The organism is Pseudomonas sp. S2_A02 (assembly GCF_054668495.1).
Map to the genome: position 1 here is coordinate 1,566,537 of NZ_CP162776.1, position 18,051 is coordinate 1,584,587.

17 protein-coding genes are annotated in these 18,051 nt (G+C 55.9%); 10 read left to right on the forward strand and 7 right to left on the reverse strand.

Features of this window, described 5'->3' with window-relative positions:
- The first annotated feature begins 1,018 nt into the window (after nucleotides 1-1,018).
- The gene (locus tag AB4O41_RS07115) at nucleotides 1,019-1,249 is read left to right on the forward strand and encodes a hypothetical protein (protein ID WP_204124324.1); all 231 of its coding nucleotides are present in this window, start codon (nucleotides 1,019-1,021) and stop codon (nucleotides 1,247-1,249) included.
- Between the two features lie 2 nt (nucleotides 1,250-1,251).
- Here AB4O41_RS07115 and AB4O41_RS07120 read toward each other — a convergent pair whose 3' ends face one another.
- Nucleotides 1,252-2,262: a tyrosine-type recombinase/integrase gene (locus AB4O41_RS07120; protein ID WP_204124325.1), complete on the reverse strand. Its 1,011-nt coding sequence runs from the start codon at nucleotides 2,260-2,262 to the stop codon at nucleotides 1,252-1,254.
- A gap of 245 nt (nucleotides 2,263-2,507) precedes the next feature.
- Between AB4O41_RS07120 and dusA the strand changes: the two genes are divergently transcribed.
- The 4 genes from dusA (at nucleotide 2,508) to tal (ending at nucleotide 8,466) form a co-directional block, all read left to right on the forward strand.
- Nucleotides 2,508-3,446 (forward strand): tRNA dihydrouridine(20/20a) synthase DusA, encoded by a 939-nt coding sequence (dusA, locus tag AB4O41_RS07125; RefSeq protein WP_460146867.1) that lies wholly within the window; start codon nucleotides 2,508-2,510, stop codon nucleotides 3,444-3,446.
- Between the two features lie 181 nt (nucleotides 3,447-3,627).
- The gene (locus AB4O41_RS07130) at nucleotides 3,628-5,364 is read left to right on the forward strand and encodes a DEAD/DEAH box helicase (RefSeq protein ID WP_460146869.1); all 1,737 of its coding nucleotides are present in this window, start codon (nucleotides 3,628-3,630) and stop codon (nucleotides 5,362-5,364) included.
- On the forward strand, nucleotides 5,361-7,352 hold the full coding sequence (locus tag AB4O41_RS07135) for a DEAD/DEAH box helicase (protein ID WP_460146871.1): 1,992 nt from the start codon (nucleotides 5,361-5,363) through the stop codon (nucleotides 7,350-7,352). Before AB4O41_RS07130 ends, AB4O41_RS07135 begins: the two co-directional genes overlap by 4 nt.
- Before the next feature lie 187 nt (nucleotides 7,353-7,539).
- Nucleotides 7,540-8,466 carry a transaldolase gene (tal, locus tag AB4O41_RS07140; protein ID WP_217858289.1) on the forward strand — a complete coding sequence of 309 codons (927 nt, stop codon included), beginning with the start codon at nucleotides 7,540-7,542 and terminating at the stop codon, nucleotides 8,464-8,466.
- A gap of 222 nt (nucleotides 8,467-8,688) precedes the next feature.
- Here the strand turns inward: tal and rssC are convergent, their stop codons facing one another.
- Complete coding sequence (gene rssC, locus AB4O41_RS07145; RefSeq protein WP_007897104.1) at nucleotides 8,689-9,171, reverse strand: anti-sigma factor antagonist RssC; 483 nt, start codon at nucleotides 9,169-9,171, stop codon at nucleotides 8,689-8,691.
- Nucleotides 9,171-10,352, reverse strand: a complete 1,182-nt coding sequence (gene rssB / locus AB4O41_RS07150; protein ID WP_038979995.1) for a two-component system response regulator RssB — start codon at nucleotides 10,350-10,352, stop codon at nucleotides 9,171-9,173. Before rssB ends, rssC begins: the two co-directional genes overlap by 1 nt.
- A gap of 277 nt (nucleotides 10,353-10,629) precedes the next feature.
- On the opposite strand from rssB, the gene AB4O41_RS07155 reads away from it, so the two are divergent.
- Nucleotides 10,630-10,929 carry a PilZ domain-containing protein gene (locus AB4O41_RS07155; protein WP_123720896.1) on the forward strand — a complete coding sequence of 100 codons (300 nt, stop codon included), beginning with the start codon at nucleotides 10,630-10,632 and terminating at the stop codon, nucleotides 10,927-10,929.
- Between the two features lie 71 nt (nucleotides 10,930-11,000).
- On the opposite strand, the gene AB4O41_RS07160 is transcribed toward AB4O41_RS07155, so the two are convergent.
- The gene (locus AB4O41_RS07160) at nucleotides 11,001-11,690 is read right to left on the reverse strand and encodes an MlaA family lipoprotein (protein ID WP_460146874.1); all 690 of its coding nucleotides are present in this window, start codon (nucleotides 11,688-11,690) and stop codon (nucleotides 11,001-11,003) included.
- Nucleotides 11,691-11,890: 200 nt separating this feature from the next.
- On the opposite strand from AB4O41_RS07160, the gene AB4O41_RS07165 reads away from it, so the two are divergent.
- Together AB4O41_RS07165 and AB4O41_RS07170 are read left to right on the forward strand one after the other, a co-directional pair.
- A complete protein-coding gene (locus tag AB4O41_RS07165) occupies nucleotides 11,891-12,511 on the forward strand; it encodes an HAD family phosphatase (RefSeq protein WP_460146876.1) in 621 nt (206 codons plus the stop codon).
- 109 nt (nucleotides 12,512-12,620) lie between these two features.
- Nucleotides 12,621-12,884, forward strand: a complete 264-nt coding sequence (locus AB4O41_RS07170; RefSeq protein ID WP_413697203.1) for a DUF4404 family protein — start codon at nucleotides 12,621-12,623, stop codon at nucleotides 12,882-12,884.
- A gap of 173 nt (nucleotides 12,885-13,057) precedes the next feature.
- On the opposite strand, the gene queF is transcribed toward AB4O41_RS07170, so the two are convergent.
- Together queF and copI are read right to left on the reverse strand one after the other, a co-directional pair.
- Nucleotides 13,058-13,888, reverse strand: coding sequence for an NADPH-dependent 7-cyano-7-deazaguanine reductase QueF (queF, locus tag AB4O41_RS07175; RefSeq protein WP_460146878.1), 831 nt, complete (start codon nucleotides 13,886-13,888; stop codon nucleotides 13,058-13,060).
- Nucleotides 13,889-13,949: 61 nt separating this feature from the next.
- A complete protein-coding gene (copI, locus tag AB4O41_RS07180) occupies nucleotides 13,950-14,486 on the reverse strand; it encodes a copper-resistant cuproprotein CopI (RefSeq protein WP_460146880.1) in 537 nt (178 codons plus the stop codon).
- Between the two features lie 154 nt (nucleotides 14,487-14,640).
- Here copI and AB4O41_RS07185 point away from each other — a divergent pair, with 154 nt between their 5' ends.
- Together AB4O41_RS07185 and AB4O41_RS07190 are read left to right on the forward strand one after the other, a co-directional pair.
- A complete protein-coding gene (locus tag AB4O41_RS07185; RefSeq protein ID WP_030128399.1) occupies nucleotides 14,641-15,321 on the forward strand; it encodes a heavy metal response regulator transcription factor in 681 nt (226 codons plus the stop codon).
- Nucleotides 15,321-16,667 carry a heavy metal sensor histidine kinase gene (locus AB4O41_RS07190; RefSeq protein ID WP_460146882.1) on the forward strand — a complete coding sequence of 449 codons (1,347 nt, stop codon included), beginning with the start codon at nucleotides 15,321-15,323 and terminating at the stop codon, nucleotides 16,665-16,667. Before AB4O41_RS07185 ends, AB4O41_RS07190 begins: the two co-directional genes overlap by 1 nt.
- A 118-nt stretch (nucleotides 16,668-16,785) precedes the next feature.
- Here AB4O41_RS07190 and AB4O41_RS07195 read toward each other — a convergent pair whose 3' ends face one another.
- Nucleotides 16,786-18,030 carry a lipoprotein-releasing ABC transporter permease subunit gene (locus AB4O41_RS07195; RefSeq protein ID WP_460146884.1) on the reverse strand — a complete coding sequence of 415 codons (1,245 nt, stop codon included), beginning with the start codon at nucleotides 18,028-18,030 and terminating at the stop codon, nucleotides 16,786-16,788.
- Between the last annotated feature and the right edge of the window lie 21 nt (nucleotides 18,031-18,051).

Below are 18,051 nucleotides of genomic sequence, written 5' to 3' on the forward strand. Positions count from 1 at the left end.
ACGGAGTGTATAGTTATTGAATTCAAAAACAGCTTTCTCCAAACCTCTCAATCTCTACTCACCTTTTCAAGCAAAACCCAACTGACCTTTGCCCAGCGCTTCTGAAATTCAATTTGCTTACTGGCCAATTGGTAGCTTGGTAAGAAAATCCAATCAACCTTACCGAAAGCCTAAAGAGGCCGTTTTGCTTATAGGAGTCGTTTATTCGGCCGAAGGACGGCTAGCTTGTCTTTTGAGCCCAAACCAAGCGGCTAATTTTTTGGGATAACTACGTCCAAAATTTGAGAATCGCCATGCCATCAGAAAAAAGGGTTAAAAAACTCACAGCCGACAAAATTTAGGAAGAGCTCGACTGCCTCGTTAAGGCGGATCGGGCACGAGGCAAGTCAGCCATACCCGAACGCACATCCCAAGGCGACAACATCGTCCTTCCTCACATATCTCTTGCAGCACTCAAGACAGGCTCCCGCGTATTTCCAGATAGGCGCTGGCTGGCCATTGCTGTGTGCGAGCTGATCCCCTGCAGGTCTTTTCAGTGTTTACAGTATACCTTTCATATACTCTTTAACCCTGAAAATTGACGGTTTGTCAATATGCATACTGATTTTTTTCATTGACAGCGAATCACTAAACATTCACCATGAATTGACATCGAACCGGACGGCGCCTTGATGCACGCTACTGACTTGAAAAGGGAAATCTTGATGCGCACGCCTGTAACTCGAGCCTTCATTTCTGCAAAGAAATCGCCGCGACCCGTTCGTATCGGTCGAGCGCCTCGATTTTGGCAGCAGAACGGCGGCACTTCGTGGCTCTTACGCTATACACAAATGTCAGCCGGCCAATTTTAACAAACGTAATGATGGCTTGAGCTCTTCGGATACGAACAGAAGTGCCATCGATTGATCCGCCTACACAACCTGCACTCTCAACGCCTTAGTACTCATGGAACCGGCAAATCAAACATTTGGCGCTACGACTAGGAGGGTACGCGCGCTCACGGATTACGAGCTATCCAATGTCTGAACGTAACGCACTTGTCATGTCCCTGGGCTTCTTGACCGAAGAACAGATGATCGAAATCACCCAAGTGAAGAAAGAGACACTCGAACACTGGCGAAAGCACGGCAAAGGCCCAATCCCTACTCTCTTCGGACGTGCCTTTTTCTATGCATTTGATGATGTCAAAGACTACATGCACTCACTGAGAAGAACACGTAGTCGCGAGTCCATATTGCGCTCAATTTGACTTCATTCGGCCTTCGATGCCTGCACACCCAGCAAGTCATTGAAGGCCTTCTGCACATCTTTAGCTTTAATGTGCGTGTAGCGCTTCAGCATCTTCCAGTCCCGATGCCCAGAAATCAGAGCAACCTGCTCGATTCGAAGACCAACAGTAAACAACTTGCCGATTGCTCCGTGGCGCAGATCATGAAAAACCAGGTCATCAATTTCGCATTGCTGACAGATACGAGTAAACGATGAGCTGACTGACGCTGGGTTGTATTGAAAAATACGCCCTTCTTTTCGATCTCCAGCATGCGCTATAGCGATTTTCCAGGCTGCCGGCAGAAGAGGAACAGTCTGATTGTTTCCGATCTTCTCCTGAGGGTGCTTGCGGCTTCTGATCTTCACTGTTTTATCAACATGGTCGATGTCTTCAATGAGAATCTGACAAATTTCTTCTTGGCGCATCGCAGAAGCCAGGGCGAAAGCAATCAGATGCTGCATTGGGATCTTCTGTCTCGCCCCCTTCTTTTCGTATGCCGCGAAAATTTTGTCGAGCTCATCTTCGGTAGCTTCTCTCTCACGTTGTTTGCTACGCGTACTCACACCACGGCGCGACAGACTGCTGCGAACCTCGTTTGCAATGCCTGCATCAACGTCGTAGTGCCTCACTTCGCGCGCCCAATGCAAAACCGTAGAGATGTACGACAAATCGACAGCGATAGTGACGCCCGAAACCGTAGTGCCGGCCTGAGTCTTCTGCTTGAGTCTTTTGTCTACAAAGTCACGAAGATGAAGGATCGAGAACTCCGACATCAGGACACCTTTGAACTCCGATTTCAGCCGTAAGAGGGTCGCTTTTTTGTTCTTGCCGTGCGGTTTGACCGGTTCGGTTTCTTCGATGTATTTATTGATGAAGTCCGCAACAGTCGAGCCCTTGGGGGTTGGTGCTGTCCCTACGGCCCGGATGCTCTCAAGCTTGCTCTCAATCTCAGCAGCCCATCTCTTCGCGTCAGCATGCTTCTTGAACGTCATCCCTTTCCGCACGCCACCGCGCATAACCTGAGCGCGCCAGCTGCCACTCGGAAGCTTTACAATACTCGCCATCGTCGTGTGCAATCCCTGTTCAATTCGCTGTACTCGAATAATACACTGCACACACCCGTCATGCACACCACGTGTGCACCAATGCTACACACGAAGGCTTTAAAGTGATTTCTTCAAAAGAAAAAATCGTTATAAATCAAGTAGTTATTAATAGAAGATTTTCGGTCGCCCCGATGATGGATTGGACAGACCGCCACTGCCGCTTCTTCCTACGCCTGCTCTCCAAGCACGCCCTCCTCTACACCGAAATGGTCACCACCGGCGCGCTCCTCAACGGCGATCACGATCGTTTCCTGCGTCACAACGAAGCCGAACACCCGCTCGCCCTGCAACTCGGCGGCAGCGTCCCCTTGGACTTGGCCGCCTGCGCACGCATGGCCCAGGAGCACGGTTACGACGAGGTGAATTTGAATGTCGGCTGCCCGAGTGATCGGGTGCAGAACAATATGATCGGGGCGTGCCTGATGGGGCATCCGCAGTTGGTGGCCGATTGTGTGAAGGCGATGCGTGATGCGGTGTCGATTCCGGTGACGGTGAAGCATCGGATCGGGATTAATGGGCGGGACAGTTACGAGGAGTTGTGTGATTTCGTCGGCACGGTTCGGGATGCCGGGTGCACGAGTTTTACCGTGCATGCGCGGATTGCGATTCTGGAGGGGTTGTCGCCGAAGGAGAACCGCGACATTCCGCCTTTACGCTATGACGTGGCGGCGCGGTTGAAGACGGATTTTCCGGAGCTGGAGATTATTCTCAACGGCGGGATCAAGACGCTGGAGGCTTGTCACGAGCATTTACAGACGTTTGACGGCGTGATGCTGGGCCGTGAGGCGTATCACAACCCTTATGTGATGGCTGAGGTAGATCAGCAGCTGTTCGGCAGCAAGGCACCGGTGATCAGCCGGGCCGAGGCACTGGCGCAGTTGCGGCCTTATATCGCCGAGCATTTGCTGGCGGGTGGGGCGATGCATCACATCACTCGGCATGTGCTGGGGTTGGGCACCGGGTTTCCGGGGGCGCGCAAGTTTCGGCAGCTGTTGTCGGTGGATATTCATAAGGCCAAAGAGCCGTTGGCGTTGCTGGATCAGGCGGCGGAGTTGCTTGAGGGGCGATAAGGCCCAAGTAATTTGATGCAGCGATGAGGGGCGGGCTTTTATTCTTTTCGAAAGAATGAAAGCAGCCCCTTTTTTATGCGCCACGCTTGACACGCGAAGTGTTGGCAACCCAGTACAAGGCTCGCGCCCTGGTTACGCATTATGTAACACTGTAATTACGTGTTAAGGATGAGTTATCGCTATGCAAGGACAGCACCCGATTATCCAGGATCTTCACGCCTTCGTCGAAGCAGAACGACTTGCCAATGTGCAGCAACTTCAACAGACATGGCTGCTGCCATTGGAGCAGAAGCTAACGAAGGGTCTGACGCAAGGTTTCATTCGGCTTGAAAAGGCCGAGCTCCCGACACAGCTCTGGGCTTATCTCGACGACGGTGATTCACGGTTTCGTGAAGGTGACATGTTGCGCCTGCACTTGGGCGATCCGCTGGGCCATGTACTTTGCGCAAAGATGAAGTTCGAGCGAGAGGAAGATGGTCGCTGGTTGTTGAGCGAGAAACTGGCGTCCACAGTCTGGAACCATTATCAGAGCGGTGCTTGTTACGCCGATCCCGATGGAATGGACCTGACTCACTACTACGTGAAAGCGCTGAACGATATTGCAGAGAGCACTCATGGCAATAGCGTGATTATTCCGCTGCTGGGTAAGTCGCCGGAGATCACGTTCAATGTCGCGGAACTTGATTATGCCGAGCAATTTGCCTTGGACGAAGGCTGTAATGATCGCCAGGCTCAAGCCGTGGGCATGGCGTTCAGTGCAGAGCAGATTGCCTGTATTCAGGGCCCTCCGGGCACCGGAAAAACTCGGGCGCTGGCGTTGATCGTGCAGTTGTTAGTCGCACGGGGTGAGCGGGTATTCGTGACATCACATACACACATGGCCATCAATAATGCACTTAGCAAAATTGCCGCACGCAATGTACCGACAGTGAAAATAGGTGGCCGTCCCGAAGACCTCGACAAAGCCGTGGACTGGGTACAAGAACCCGCCAACTGGAAGGGCTGGCCCAAGAACGGAAGCGGTTACGTGGTTGGCGCCACGCCGTTTGCCACATGCAGTCGTCTGGAAAATTACTCCTTTGATACGGTGATCTTCGACGAGGCCAGCCAGATCACATTGCCTCTGGCCTTGATGGCGATGCGTAAAGCCAAACGGTTTATCTTCATCGGTGACCAGAAACAGTTACCGCCGGTGATGTTGTCGCGATCTATTCTGTCAGGTGATTCAATGTCGATTTTCGGCCTTTTGACTGCCCAAGATGCCGATCACACAGTGATGCTCGAAGACACCTACCGCATGAATCATTGGTTGACCGAATGGCCGAGCAACACCTACTACAGCAATCGGCTCAAGGCGGCAGGACCCAATAGACTTCGACGCTTCCAAAGCGCAGACCTTGAAGGGCCATTTGCGCAGGTGTTCGATCCCCTGGCCTGCGCCGTGTTCATCCCCACTGCGGACTCCGGCGCAAAAAACCGCAATCACAGCGATGCTGAACGCGTCGTGCAATTATGCCAGGCCGCCAAGGCTCTGGGCCTGCCACTGCATGAAATTGGCATCGTGTCGCCCTATCGAGCACAAGGGCGCGCCATCAGGAATTTACTGGTCAAGCGCTTCGGTCGAGAAGCAGCCAAATTGGTGGTCGCCGATACGGTTGAGCGGATGCAGGGCCAGGAACGTGAACTAATCATTCTCTCGCTGGCCAGCGGCGACGAAGTGTTTATCGGGGCTGTAGCCGATTTTTTCTTTCAACCCGAACGGTTGAATGTCTCTATTACACGCGCAATGACCAAACTCATCATTATCGGGCCTGAATTGGAACGGGGCATTGTTTGTGCCAATGACACTATCCAGCAGTGGGCGGAACAATATCGCGATTTGATCAGCCAGTGCCGCAAAGTCGAGTTCAACGCATGACGACCTTGTTTATCCCGGAGTGGCATCGCAGCAGCGGCCCCCATGTACACATCAAACGCCTGTTCAGGAAACTCGAAGGCGACTGCGTAGTGCGCAAATGCATTACTACCCTGCCATGGGTGCCGGATTTTTTCCTGCAACAGGCCGAACATCAATGGTTGGCCTTGGTCCTGTGTGAAATGCCTTATGAATCACTGGATCCTGGTCAACTGTTTGGAGCTAGCCAACAACAAGAGTTTATAAACCTGCTTTTGTCCCTGAGCGCTATGGATGATCCCGAGTACCTTGGCGAACAACGCATAGGCAAACTCGTGGTGATGTGGAATTGCGATTCCGATCAGTCCAAATCGCTGTGGGAGCATTATGGCGCGTCACGCGGGATACGCCTGATGTCGAAAAAGACCTTTTTGGACAGCGGTCACGAAGTGCTGCCCAGATTGCTCACTCCACTTAGCCAGGACGCCAGCCAGAATGTCCTGGGCCATTACTTCCCGGAAGCAGAAATACCCGGTATTTGCACCACTCGCCGACATTTTGCACGAGACAACTCAGCGAAAACCCTGCGCTACTTCCTGGACAACCAGCAAGAGTGGGCCAGTAAACTCGATCTGGAGTTACCGGAAGAACAAACGGAAACCGTCAGCGACTTTTCAGTACGGCTGGTGAACGGTGTTGCGGGCAGCGGCAAGACGCTGATTGCGGCGAACCGTGCGCTGATTCTGGCAAAGCGGTTTCCAGAACAGAAGGTATTGATGCTGATTCATAACGTGCCGGTGGTCAAAGACCTCAATCATCGCTTGGAGCGCGCGCACGGCAAGCTTCCCGGCAACTTGACGGTCATTACTGCGCTGGCATGGATACGCCAACAATGGGTGAACGTATTCAAACGCGATCCTAAAATGCCTCCAAACTCGAAAGTGATCGGACTGATCAAGCACTACCGCCAGGAGTATCCTGAGCTCAAACCCAGCGATGAACAGTTGTTCGACGAATTTGAATTTATTAATGAAAACCTGATCGAAACAGTCGACAGCTATCTCGCGGCCGAACGTGCGGGTCAGGGTTTTGCACTGCGTAAGGAAGAGCGGGTTCAAGTATGGTCACTTTTTAACTACGTAATCTTGCAACTCGGCCAAGAAAAACTGCGCTTATGGAGCTCACTGTCCCGCGACCTGTGTCTGAAAGATCAATGGGAAAAACTCGACAACTATCACCATATCCTCGTAGATGAAGCTCAGTTCTTCGCCCCCACCTGGTTCCAATTGGTCAAGCGCACGCTGGAAAAAACCCAAGGCAGCCTGTTTCTATGTGCAGACCCTAATCAGGGTTTTCTGAAAAGCCGACTGAGCTGGAAACGCGTGGGTCTGGACGTAGCCGGTAAAACCAAAAAGCTGCGCAAGTCTTATCGGACCACACAGGCCATTCTTAGCGCGGCCAATCAGGTGCTGGCAGAGTTCACCCAAACTGATCCTGACGATTACTTGCAACCGGACTTCGAGGGCATGGAAGCGGGCATCGCGCCTTTATTGATTATCTCCCAATCACCACAAGACGCGATCGAGCAAACCTGCAACGAAATAGCCGCGCACTTGGATTCCCAAGTGTTTGCTTTGTCCAACATGCTCGTCATTCACGGTCGAAGCGCAGACAAAAAGTTGCTGCTCCGCTCATTGCAGGATCGGTTCAACGCAGCAAAAATCTGGGATTTGAATGGTAAAGACTCGGCGCAAGATCCTCTCGATAACTTGCGAGTCTCCAGCGTCGAGACGGCTACCGGACTGGAGGCCAGCGTAGTGTTTCTAGTGGGATTCGAGAAACTGCTCAGAGATACTGTGCAGACTGAATCGGTTTCCGCCGACGACCTTGAACAGAGTGCACGCAAACTCTACATGGCTATGACGCGGGCGGGACAACGCCTGATTCTGGTCTCATCCGCCGAACTACCCACGCGAATTGCTCAGCTATTCACAGTTGCCAACGCTGAATGAAAAAACTGGCCGTCAGGTAGTTTGAACCTCCCCCCCATTTCAGCATCGTATCTACCAACACCACGCCCCGCCTTTCAAACATCCGTTTTCAGGTTGTTGCCGCTGGGGCCATCGATACACGTACGCGCCCTTGAGTGGCTGCAAGCGCTCGGGTAATGTCATTAGACCCATAGGACAGAGCACGCTCATGACTTCCAAGCTGGAACAACTCAAACAAATGACCACCGTGGTTGCCGACACCGGCGACTTCGAAGCAATCGCTCGCGTTAAACCCGTGGACGCTACCACCAACCCTTCCCTGCTGCTCAAAGCGGCGGCCATTCCCGCTTATGCCGAGTTGCTGAACGCTTGCGTTCACGACTGCAAGGGCGATGTAGGCTTGGCCAGCGACCGTTTTGGCGTTGCGGTAGGGCAAGAAATTCTGAAGGTAGTACCGGGCCGTATTTCCACTGAAGTGGATGCGCGCCTGTCGTTCGACACTGACGCCGTATTGAAGCGTGCGCACCGTCTGATCGACTTGTACGACAAGGCCGGCGTTGGCCGTGACCGCGTGCTGATCAAGATCGCTTCGACCTGGGAAGGTATCCGCGCCGCCGAGAAGCTGGAAAAGGAAGGCATCCAGTGCAACCTGACACTGCTGTTCTCCTTCGCTCAGGCGGCCGCATGTGCCGATGCCGGGGTATTTCTGATTTCGCCGTTCGTGGGCCGCATCTACGACTGGTACAAGAAGGCCACCGGCAACGACTACACCGGCGCGGATGATCCGGGCGTGCAGTCGGTGACGCGCATCTACAACTACTACAAGGCCAATGACTACAAGACTGTGGTCATGGGCGCGAGCTTCCGCAATCTGAATCAGATCGAGCAGTTGGCCGGTTGTGATCGTCTGACCGTTAGCCCGGATCTGCTGGAGAAGCTGGCGGCGGATACTGGCAAGCTGGAGCGCAAATTGGCGCCTGGACATGCCGGTGAAGCGCGTCTGAGCTTGAATGAAGCGCAGTTCCGTTGGCTGTCCAACGAGGATGCGATGGCGACCGAGAAGCTGGCCGAGGGGATTCGTCAGTTTGCTCGGGATCAGGAGAAGCTTGAGGCGTTGTTGCAGGCCAAGTTGTGATCTAGTTTGCTATGCAAAAAGGGCGAACCTAACGGGTTCGCCCTTTTTTGTGCGCGTTTGGTAGTTGGGATTGAGGTGGCTTGGCACTGATGACCGTGGTGGGTGTGCGGACGCCTTCGCGGGCAAGCCCGCTCCCACAGGGATTTATGGTATGGCTGAGATCGGTGTGGGAGCGAGTCTGCTCGCGATGGGGCCAGAGCGGCCCTCCATCACTTCAAAGGATCAATGCCGCTCCAGCGCATTCACCAGGTCATGGAACGCTTCACGATTGGAGTCGTTCAGGCCCATGAGGATTTTGTGCGCTTCGAGAACTTTGACGCGCACCACTTCTTCGGACTGGTCCTGGTCTGGCAGGTCGGTCAGGCATTCAGGGCATGGGATCGGGCGGTCAACGATGTTGAACACTTGCTCGAAGCCCATGGACTGCAGCAGACGGGTGATGTCTTCGTGGGTGGTGACGACGGTCGGCAGCAGGCCGACCTTTTGCCGCGACAGGATCGACAGTTTGGCCAGCAGACCCAGAGTGGTGCTGTCGATGCTGCGGGTTTCGGTCAGGTCGATCACGATGGCGTTGAAATTCAACGCGGTGAAGATCCGCTCAATAGTCGCATCCAACGCCGAACACAGGGTCAGGCGAACTTCACCGACGAACTTCAGGACGAAGGTGCCGTCCTGCTCGGCGAACTGGATTCTACCGGTACTCATTAAAGATTCCTGCTCAACACCAACAGGGCGATATCATCCGGCATCTCCCCTAGCGTGGCCAATCCAAAAACCTGGCGCAGACCATCCAGGCTGCCGCCCGCTGCCTTCACCCGTTGAGGTAAAGCAGCTTCTTTATCTTTGAGTGTGGGTTCTGGCAAAAGGTCCAAAATGCCATCAGACATCAGCGTCAAGCTGAACACTGGCGGCAATTCCAGTACGTGGTCTTCGTAGGTGGCTTCATTGAAGAGGCCCACCGGCAAACCGCGCCCTTCCAGGTAACGAACACTGTCTGGCGTGTACAACACAGGCAACGGCAGATGACCGCCGATGCTATAGGTTAACAAACCGGTCTCCTCGTCAATGACTCCACCGACCATTGTGACGTGTTTGCCCAGCTTACAACTGATCAGGCCCCGGTTGATATGACCAAGAACCTCTGAAGGCTTGAACTCCGGCAATGTGCCGTTGCGCTTGGATTCGAACAACAAGCGCGTGGTCATGAACTTCAGCAGCACGGTAACGAAGGCTGAAGAGGCGCCATGACCGGAAACGTCCGCCAGGTAAAACGCTACCCGACGCTCGTCGACCCGAAAGTAGTCGACGAAATCGCCCGAAAGGTACAGCGACGGAATGATCTGGTGCGCAAACTGGAACTCGTCGATGCTCCAGGGGCTGACCGGCAGCATGTTCATCTGCACCTGGCGACCGGCGTTCTGGTCTTCCTGGAGCAGGTTCAGGCTGGCTTCGAGCTCGCGGTTGGCCTTTTCCAGCTTCTCGCGATAGCGCTGGTTTTCCAGCAGCAGGCGCGCACGGTCCAGGGCCCGGCGCACGGAGTGCTCGAGCACGGCCAGATCTTCGAGAGGCTTGATCAGGTAGTCCGCCGCGCCCAGGCGCAGAGCCTCGACCGCGTCGTTCATCACACCGGCGCCCGACACCACGATTACCGGTGTTTGCGGCGACAGCTCGGTGACCTGGCGAATGAGTTCGAGTCCGCCCATCTGCGGCATGCGCAGATCGCAGATGACCAAATCGGGCTTGTCTTGCTCGAATACCTGAAGACCCTGCTGGCCATTGCTGGCCTGCAGGACACTGAAACCACTGTCTTCCAAGTAGGCCGCGAGGCTCGCGCGCACTACTTCGTCATCATCGATTATCAGCAGCGTGGCACTGGTTTTTGGCATGTGGGCAAACGGCGCCAGAATTAGGTTGGCGTAGCAGGCTGGGCACTTGGCCCTGCTCACACTACTGGATTCGCTTTCTAGCCTCTCTGACTGCACTGTTTTCGAGCGTTTGCCCTACTCACAAGTCCACCAAAGGTGCCCTTCTAAGGCGCAGACGGTACTCCCATCCGCGAGGCGTTTCAAGCTCACGCCGATGGTCGCTTGACGTCTTTACTTGTCAAATCACCGAGAGTTATAAGAACAGGCAAAACCGTAACCCAAAGGAAGGATCGAGCCCATGAGCCAAACTGATCGGGACTATAGCGAAAAGCGCGATTTCATCCGCATGCGGGTCGATGCCGATGTGGCGCTGATTCATGAGGGCGATGAGGTGCCAGCCGTCTGCATCGACCTTTCCAGCAGCGGTATGCAGGTTGAGGCGCCCCGCTTATTCAAGGTCGGTGACCGGCTTAGCGTGCGGATCGATTCCGATCATGCGGCGCTAAAAGGCCTTGAGGCCGATACTGAAGTGGTGTGGGTAAAAGCACAGGACGGTGGCAGTCAGAAACTCGGACTTACAATCCTGAAGATGAAATAACCCGATTCAACCCGTAATCCAAACGAAAGAAGGCGGCCAAATGGCCGCCTTCTTCGTTTTACCGGTCGAGATTAAAAATCGTCTTCGACCTGGCCATCCTTGACCTTGAATTCGCGGTTTTGCAGGTACGCATTGCGAATGAAGGTGTATTTATCGCCGCTGACCAGCTTCTCGGCCGACAACAGGTTGGCGCGGGTGTCGACGATGTTCAGGCCGAAGATCGAATTACGCACCGGCACGTCGTGGATGTAGCGGTATGGGCCGGTATAGCCGTCGACATACTTGGAAGGCGCATCACGCAAGGTGCTTGGACCCAAGAGCGGCAGCATTATGTATGGGCCGCTACCCACGCCCCAGTAACCGAGGGTCTGGCCGAAGTCTTCATCATTGCGATGCAGACCCATCTGAGTGCCCACGTCGAAGAAGCCCAGCAGGCCGAAGGTGGTGTTGAAGATCAAACGCGCGGTGTCGACGCCTGCCGCGGCGGGTTTGACCTGCAACACGTCGTTGGCGAGGTTGGTCACGTCGCCGACGTTGCGGAACATGTTGTGGATGCCATCTTCCAGAAACTGCGGCGTGACGAATTGATAGCCCTGAGCCAATGGCTTCAGTGCATAAGTGTCGACAAAATCGTTGAACTTGTAGATCGGGCGGTTAATGCTTTCCCAAGGATCATCTTCCGTGGCAGCCTGAGCCGCAAACGGAACCAGCAATACACTGGCACACATACAAAGCTGAGCGAGTCGATTGCTCCAGCGCATAGAGAAACTCCTTGGATTGTACTGACGCGGGCGCTTGGCCCAGTCGCAAAGACCGCTAGTATATGACGGATAACCCGGTTTAGGCAGCATCGTGCGCGACGGTCCCCGGATGATTCTTCCTGGCTGGGAGCGATTCACATCAGTGTCACTCAACTGTCACCGTCCACGAATAGCCTTGTTACTATTTCAAGGATGTTGACATGCCACGCGCCGAAACCTCGCCTCTCATCGCACCCAGCCTGACCGCTGTACTGTTCGGCCTCAGTGGATGTCTGGTGGATTTCGGCGCACGCACTCGCCAAGCCGGCACACTGACTGCCGAGCATGCCGAAGTCACGCCCGGTGCTTTGGATAGCCTGTCCAGTTTGCAGCGCCAACAGATTCCTTGCGCCTGGCTCGACGAACTCCCCCCAGCCTTCAGCCACACTCTGGCTGCCGCACTCCCGGACTGGATCAAACCTTCGCAATACCCGGCAACAATTAATCCATGGCCCGCGCCGAATGCCTGCTGGCAAGCCTTGATGGCGTTGAATGTTGAACGACTGGACGGTTGCGTGCTGGTCAGTGGCGAACCGCGCCTTCTGCAGTCGGGCCTGAATGCCGGGTTGTGGACCATTGGCCTGGCGTCCTGCGGCTCGCTGTGTGGGCTGGCCCCAAACGAATGGCAGGCCTTGAGCCAAAAGGAACGGGAACACCTGCGCGGCAAGGCGACAATGCAGTTGTTCGGTCTGGGTGTGCATTCGGTGATCGATCATCTGGGCGAACTCGACACCTGTCTGGCCGATATCAGCCTGCGCCGGCTCAAGGGCGAAAAGCCCTGATCGAGATCATGCAGTTTGCCCGGGAGTGGATTAATCTAAAGGTCAGCCATAGACCTTTGGCGCGCTGCTACGGTCTATGCCAGTGCCTATCGATAAAAGGAAGAACGCCATGCCTGCCCGCGAACTGCAAGAACAGCTCAACAAACTGCGCGAGCAATTGGAACAGAATCCACCGCTGACCGAAGCCGAGCGCGAAGACCTGCACGCGCTGATGCAACAGATCGAACTCGAGCTTGAACTCGAAACCAAAACCCAGGACACCAACCTCGCCGACAATGTGAACCTGGCCGTCGAGCGCTTCGAACTTGAACACCCGACCCTTGCTGGCACCTTGCGCAACATCGTGCAAGCGTTGGGCAACATGGGGATCTGAACCCATCAAATACAAGAAAGCCCCGCTTTTGATAGCGGGGCTTTTTCATATCCGGGATTTGCAAATGCAATCCCCTGTGGGAGCGAGCCTGCTCGCGATGGCGGAGTATCAGACAACATTAATGTTGGATGTGCCGTCCTCATCGCGAGCAGGCTCGCTCCCACATGGGTTCTTTATTGACGAACCAGCCGATGGTTCGGCAGTTGCACGTCTTCGGTGCTGCGATACGGGTTGATGTCCAACCCGCCGCGCCGCACATACCGCGCATACACCGTCAATTTCTCTGGTTTCAACAAGCGCTGCAGGTCGAGGAAAATCCGCTCCACGCACTGCTCATGGAAGTCCGAGTGCTGACGGAAGCTCACGATGTATTCCAGCAAACTCGCATGGTCCAGCGCCGCGCCGCGATACTCCACCGCTACGCTGCCCCAATCCGGCTGGCTGGTGACCGGGCAATTGGATTTGAGCAAATGGCTGTGCACGGACTCTTCAATAATGAGCGACTCATCGCACCGCAGCAGTTCCGGACGCGGATGCTCATAGTTGCTGACGCGGATGTCCAGGTCATCGATGCACACGCCCGGCAACGCCACGACGCCTTCTGCCTCAACATCTTTCAGGCTGCGAATTCGCACGCCCACCGGCTTACCGGCAGCGGCCGAGAGGTCTTTCGTCAGTGTCGCTTCAAGGCTTGCGGTATCGGCAAACGCTGTCTGGTTCAGCGAGTTGAGGTACAGCTTGAACGACTTCGATTCGATGATGTTCGGCGAATCCGCCGGAATGCTGAATTCGCCAATCGCCACCACAGGCTTGCCGGATGGCAACAGCCACGACAGTTCGAAGCAGTTCCAGAAGTCCACGCCCTTGTACGGCAGGGCTTCAGCCGTCAGGCCCAGCTCCGCCCATTTCGCGGTGCGCGGGATCGGGAACAGCAAGGACGGCGTGTAGGTGGCGATGTATTCGCTGGATTTGCCCAGCGGCGAATGTTCGGCTGCGGGATGCATGGCTGAAACCTGACTGAAGAATCAGCGGATTCTAACAGCCTTTGCTCCCGCCTTTGAGTCCTTACTGACTGACTGTCAGTTTACCGACCATACCGGCCTGATAGTGGCCGGGAATATTACAGGCAAATTCCAGATTGGTGGCTTTGGTGAAGGTCCAGGTCAACTCGGCTGTTTTACCCGGCTCCACCAGCACACTGTTCGGGTCATCGTGTTTCATGCCATGCCCTTCGGAGGAATGATCCATTGCGGCCATGGAGCCGTGGTCCATGGCCTTCATGCCTGTAGGCATCAGCATGCCGCTTTGCTGCATCTGCAGCATTTCCTGCTGATGCCTGGCATGCATCGCCGCATCGCCGAGGTTGAACTCATGCAGCAACTGGCCTTTATTCACCAGTACAAAGCGAATGGTCTCACCGGCCTTGATCTCGATGGCTTTCGGATCGAACGACATATCGCCCATTACCACTTCAACGCTACGGGTAGCCTGGGCGGCCGGGGCCGGTTGACCAAAGTCGTAGGTCTGCGCCGGCGAGGCCCTTAGCCCCACACTCAGTGTCAGCAAGCAAGCGGCCAGTACCAGACGATTTCGCAAAAACATAGTCGCACTCCAACAAGATGAGGTTCAGCTTGTGGGAAACTCTAACCCGCGGGCTCTGCCAGCCACCTGACAGGCAGATTACAACTTTGTCAGGTTGGCCTTTATCGCCGCCGCCCACGGTATAACGCACCCGTTCCAATTACCCGAGTCGCCCATGAAACTGCTGATTGTCGAAGACCAACCGAAAACTGGCCATTACCTGCGTCAGGGCCTGACCGAGGCCGGTTTCACCACCGAACTGGCGGCCGACGGCAACACCGGCCAGCAACTGGCATTGAGCGGCGATTACGCCTTGTTGATCCTCGATGTAATGCTGCCCGGTCGCGATGGCTGGCAGATTCTGCAAGCGGTGCGCGGTGCCGGCCTGGACACTCCGGTACTGTTTCTTACCGCCCGAGACGCGGTGGAGGACAGGGTTCACGGCCTGGAACTGGGCGCCGACGACTACCTGGTCAAACCGTTCGCCTTCTCCGAACTGCTGGCCCGGGTACGTAGCCTGCTGCGTCGCGGCAGCGCCACACCTCAGGAAACCAGCCTGCAACTGGCCGACTTGCGCCTGGACTTGATTCGCCGCCGAGTCGAGCGCAACGGTCAGCGCATCGACCTGACCGCCAAGGAATTCGCCCTGCTGGAAATGCTCCTGCGACGCCAAGGCGAAGTTCTGCCTAAGTCGCTGATCGCGTCCCAGGTGTGGGACATGAATTTCGACAGCGACACCAACGTTATCGAAGTGGCGATCCGCCGTTTGCGCCTGAAGATCGACGATGACTTCCCGAACAAGTTGATCCACACCGTGCGCGGCATGGGTTATGTCCTTGAAGAGCGTCCTGCCTGATGCGCCGACTCTCACTCAGCAATCGTCTGGCGCTGCTATTCGCAGCATGCACTGCCGTGGTGTCGTTGTTCGCCGGGGTGTTGTTCAGCCGCGCCAGCGAGGCGCACTTTGTTGAATTGGACCAGCAATTGCTCGACGGCAAACTGATTGGCTTGCGTCGGGCGCTGGATGACATTCAGTCCAGTGAAACCGAGGCCAAACTGGCCGATGAATTGAGCCGACAAGCCGATCTTTCGCTGCGCATCATCGGCAGTGACGGCCAACGCGTGTACGACAGCTCGGACCGTTTACCCAAAGACTTGCCGCACCAGTTGGGCCTATCGACAGTGAGTGACGACGGCACCGACTATCGCGTCCTGAATGCGCCGCTTATCCCCGATAAACCCGATTCACCGCAACTGACTTTGCTGCTGGACATCACCCATCACCAACACTTTCTGCAACGCATGCAGCATCTGATTTGGCTGACGGTCGGCCTCTCGGCCCTGGCCACCGCCCTGCTCGGCGCCTGGGCCGCGCGCAGTGGTTTGCGCCCGTTGCGCCGCATGAGTGCGGTCGCCAGCGGCGTATCGGCGCAATCGCTCAACGCGCGCCTGCCAGAAGCAGACATGCCGCCAGAACTCGCAGAAATGGCCCACAGCTTCAACGCCATGCTCGGACGCCTCGATGACTCTTTTCAGCGCCTCTCGGCGTTCTCCGCCGACATCGCCCATGAACTGCGCACACCGCTGTCGAACCTGCTGACCCACACCCAGGTCACCCTCACCCGCCCTCGCCCTATCGAGGATTACCGCGAAGCGCTGCACAGCAACCTCGAAGAACTGCAATGGATGGCGCAACTGGTCAACGACATGTTGTACCTGGCCAAGGCTGCCCACGGCTTGCTGATGCCCAAGCGCGAACCGCTGGAGCTGGCGGAAGAAGCCGATGTGCTGCTGGAGTTCTTTGCGCCGCTGGCCGAAGACGCTCAGGTGAAGTTGAGTCGTGACGGCAGCGCGAGCATGCAGGGCGACCGGAGTATGTTGCGTCGGGCGCTGTCCAATTTGCTGGACAATGCGTTGCGGTTTACCCCGGTCGGTGGCGAGGTGCGAGTGCGGATTATCGAACAGCCGAATGGCTTGAGCCTGACTGTAGAAAACAGTGGTGAAGGGATTTCTGAAGACTTGTTGCCGCGTTTGTTTGACCGCTTTTACCGGGCAGACCCGGCGCGCCGGGAAGGCAGCAGTGAACATGCGGGGTTGGGATTGGCGATCACCCAATCGATCATCCGCGCCCATGGCGGGCAGATTCGTTGTGAATCGGATAACGGATGGACGCGGTTTGTGATTGAGTTGCCACGAACCTGATCATTCCCACGCTCTGCGTGGGAATGCAGCCAGTGACGCTCTGCGTCACATCAGGAGCCGAACGCAGAGCATCCGTTGAGGCATTCCTTTGCTGCGCGTGGGAACGATCATTGGGGACTTACGAATACCGCAATGCAGTAGCCGGCTCAACTTTCGCCGCCCGCCACGCCGGATACACCGTCGCCAAAAAGCTCATGATGAAACCGGCGGAACAGATCAACAACACATCCGCGCCCTGCAGTTCCGACGGCAAGTTACTGACAAAGTACACATCGGAACTGAAGATGTGCTGCCCGCTGACCCGCTCCATCCAGCCCACCAGTTCACTGACGTTCAGCGCTGCGATCACGCCCAGCACACCGCCAATCAAGGTACCGACAACTCCGATCACCGTGCCCTGCACCATGAAGATCGCCATGATCTGCCGAGGCGTCGCGCCGATGGTGCGCAGGATCGCGATGTCCGCGCCCTTGTCGTTCACCACCATGATCAGGGTGGCGATGATGTTGAACGCCGCCACCGCGACGATCATCAGCAACAGCAGGCCGATCATGGTTTTTTCCATCTTCATCGCGCTGAACAGACTGCCCTGGGTGTGAGTCCAGTCGTCAGCCTTGTAGGCGGCGCCCAGGCCGGTCGCGATGTCACTCGACACTTGCGGCGCGGCGTACAGGTCCTTCACCGCTAGGCGCACGCTCTGCACCTGATTCGGCTGCCAGTGTTGCATCTGCGCGGCATCGGCGAGGTGGATCAGCGCCATCGAGCCGTCCAGCTCGGCGCCAACTTTGAACACGCCAACCACGTTCAGTCGCTGCATGCGCGGGGTGATGCCGCCCGGTGCAGTACTGATTTCCGGCACGATCAGGGTTATCTTGTCGCCGACATTCAAGCGAAAGCGTCGTGCAGTGATCTCACCGACCACCACGCCAAACTCGCCTGGCTTCAAGGCGTCGAGACGCCCCTGAACAATGTGCTTGGCAACGATCGAGACCTTGCCTTCCAGCGCCGGGTCGACACCGCTGACCTGGATCGGCTGCATCGTGCCCTTGTAGGACAGCATGCCTTCCATCTCGGTAAACGGCACGGCGGCGGTGACTTCAGGATTTTTCATCGCTGCAACGGCCACTGGCTGCCAATCGTCGATAGGGTTCACGCCGACGATGGTCGCGTGGGGCACCATGCCAAGGATGCGCGAGCTCATTTCGCGCTGGAAGCCGTTCATCACCGACAGCACCACGATCATCGCCAGCACGCCCAGGGCGAGGCCGATCATCGAGGTCATCGAGATGAAGGAAACAAAGCGATTGCGGCGCTTGGCGCGGGTATAGCGCATGCCGATAAAGATCGATAACGGTCTGAACATTCGCTGGGGCACCGTATAAAA